At 66.6% G+C, this 2,537-nt stretch carries 4 protein-coding genes; all 4 read left to right on the top strand.

The features are described 5' to 3' along the window. Positions 1-378 (top strand): carboxyl transferase domain-containing protein (locus ACFDSW_RS16285; RefSeq protein WP_375251304.1); only part of this gene is annotated, 378 nt, incomplete at its 5' end. An 87-nt stretch (positions 379-465) separates the two neighbouring features. Beyond that, complete coding sequence (mce, locus tag ACFDSW_RS16280; protein ID WP_375251303.1) at positions 466-885, top strand: methylmalonyl-CoA epimerase; 420 nt, start codon at positions 466-468, stop codon at positions 883-885. A gap of 191 nt (positions 886-1,076) precedes the next feature. Beyond that, the gene (locus ACFDSW_RS16275) at positions 1,077-1,865 is read left to right on the top strand and encodes an enoyl-CoA hydratase-related protein (protein ID WP_375251302.1); all 789 of its coding nucleotides are present in this window, start codon (positions 1,077-1,079) and stop codon (positions 1,863-1,865) included. A gap of 86 nt (positions 1,866-1,951) precedes the next feature. After that, positions 1,952-2,537 (top strand): methylmalonyl-CoA mutase family protein (locus ACFDSW_RS16270; RefSeq protein ID WP_375251301.1); only part of this gene is annotated, 586 nt, incomplete at its 3' end.

Below are 2,537 nucleotides of genomic sequence, written 5' to 3'. Positions count from 1 at the left end.
TTCGCTTATGCCGAGGCGACTGTGCCCAAGATCACCGTCATCACGCGCCAGGCCTATGGCGGCGCCTATGACGTGATGGCGTCGAAGCATCTGCGCGGCGATCTCAATTATGCCTGGCCGACCGCGGAGATCGCGGTGATGGGCGCGAAGGGCGCGGTGGAGATCATTTTCCGCGGCCTGAACGAAGAAGGCATCGCGGAGAAGACGCGCGAATATGAGGCGCGCTTCGCCAACCCGTTCGTCGCGGCGAGCAAGGGCTTCATCGACGAGGTGATCCAGCCGCGCTCGACGCGTCGCCGGATCGCGCTGGGGCTGCGCAAGCTGCGCCACAAGGCGCTCGAAAATCCGTGGAAGAAGCATGATAACATTCCACTGTGACGGGATCGTCATGCCGGCGCATGCTGGCATTTCCTGCCATCGGGAGGCTCCGGCGTTCGCCGGGGTGACGGCAAAAGGACGCGATGCATGAACCTTGGCCGCCTCAACCATGTCGGCGTTGCGACGCCGTCGATCGAGCGTTCGATTGACACCTATCGCACGCTGCTCGGCGCGGATGCGATCGGCGCGCCGTTCGACCTTCCCGCGCAAGGGGTGCGGGTGTGCTTCATCGACGCGCCCAACACACAGATCGAGCTGATCGAACCCTATGACGATCAGTCGCCGATCGCCGGCTATCTGAAGAAGAATCCGGCGGGCGGGCAGCATCACGTCTGTTTCGAAGTGCCGGACATCGAGGCGGCGGTGGCGCATCTGAAGCAGAATGGCGCGACCGTTCTGGGCGAGCCACGGATCGGCGCACACGGTACGCCGATCGTCTTCGTCCATCCCAAGAATTTCGGGGGGATGCTGGTCGAGCTGATGGAAGAGCCGAAAGAAGCGCACTGAAATCCCGTTTGCCCTGCGGAGCCGCCGAGCGAAGTGGAAGCGGCGCCCCGCAGGGTGGTCGGGCCGGATCGTCCTCCCGGTCGATCCGATATATGCCGGGAGCCTAGGTACCCGACCACGGTTCGAGACGAGGCTGCGACTTGGCCCAGCCTCTCCTCACCGCGAACGGCAACAGGAACAGGAGAGCGGATATGGCTGACTACGAAACGATCCTGACGGAGAAGAAGGGCGATGTGCTCGTCGTCACGCTCAACCGCCCCGATCGGCTGAACGCGGCGTCGCTGCAGATGGCGGACGAGCTATCGGTGGCGCTCTACGACCTGCAGGGTGCGCGCGCGGTGCTGATCACTGGCGCGGGGCGGGCGTTCTGTTCGGGTGCGGACCTGCAGGCGAGCGGCGGCGAGAGCGCGGTGCGCGGCGGCGATGCCAGCCATCGCGCGCTGATGAAGCATTACAATCCGGCGTTGAGCCAGATCATGCGGCTGTCGGTGCCCGTCGTCACCGCGGTCAATGGCGCGGCGGCGGGGGTCGGCTGTTCGATCGGCCTGGCGGGCGATTTCGTGTTCGCGGGGCGTTCGGCCTATTTCCTGCAGGCCTTCGTCAACATCGGGCTGGTGCCCGACGGCGGCTCCACCTGGCTGCTGACCAAGGCGATCGGCAAGGCGCGCGCGACGCGGATGATGATGCTGGGCGAGCGGATCGGCGCGGATCAGGCGGAGCAATGGGGCCTGATCCACAAAGCGGTCGACGATGCGGCGCTGATGGACGAGGCGCTGGCGCTGGCGACGCAACTGGCGGCGGGGCCGACCGTGGCGATGGCGGTGATGCGCCGCAACATCATCACCGCGCTCGACGGTTCGTTCGACGAGGTGCTGCGCACCGAGGCCGAGGGCCAGCGGATCGCGGGGAACACCGGGGACGCACGTGAAGGCGCGCGCAGCTTCCTGGAAAAACGCAAGCCGGCGTTCAAGGGCGCCTAGCCTGTCATCCGGCGTCGCGTGTCGCCACGGGAGGCCGCGCCAACCGGGCCCCGGCCGTCGCCGGGAAGCAATGAGTGGATAGTGGGATGACCGAACCGACGATCGAGACCAATACCGGCGAAGACAGCGGCGCGGCGCCCAAGCCCGCTGGGTCTCCCGCTCCCGCCGCGCCGCCGGCCCCCGCCGCCCCGTCGCTCGACGGCTGGGCGAAGGCCGCCGACAAGGAGGTGAAGGGCAAGGATCTGACGTGGCACACGCCCGAGGGGATCGACGTCAAGCCGCTCTATACCGCCGCCGATGTGGACGGATGGGAGCCCGGTCTGCCCGGTTTCGCGCCGTTCACGCGCGGGGTGCGCGCCTCGATGTATGCCGGGCGCCCGTGGACGATCCGGCAATATGCGGGCTTTTCCACCGCCGAGGAATCGAACGCTTTCTATCACCGCAACCTGAAGGCGGGGCAGAAGGGACTGTCGGTCGCGTTCGATCTGGCGACGCATCGCGGCTATGACAGCGATCACCCGCGCGTCACCGGCGACGTCGGCAAGGCGGGCGTGGCGATCGACAGCGTCGAGGATATGAAGATCCTGTTCGACGGCATTCCGCTCGATCAGATGTCGGTCAGCATGACGATGAACGGCGCGGTGATCCCGATCCTCGCCTTCTTCATCGTCG

Origin of the sequence: Sphingomonas sp., assembly GCF_042091075.1 — a bacterium.
Classification (GTDB): domain Bacteria; phylum Pseudomonadota; class Alphaproteobacteria; order Sphingomonadales; family Sphingomonadaceae; genus Sphingomonas.
Note: the sequence above shows the minus strand (reverse complement) of the source record. Positions and strands in the feature narration are given on the sequence as shown.

Excerpts from the sequence above, each read along its gene's own strand:
- ACFDSW_RS16275 (WP_375251302.1), top strand. The coding sequence starts at position 1,077 with ATGGCTGACTACGAAACGATCCTGACGGAGAAGAAGGGCGATGTGCTC.
- mce (WP_375251303.1), top strand. The coding sequence starts at position 466 with ATGAACCTTGGCCGCCTCAACCATGTCGGCGTTGCGACGCCGTCGATC.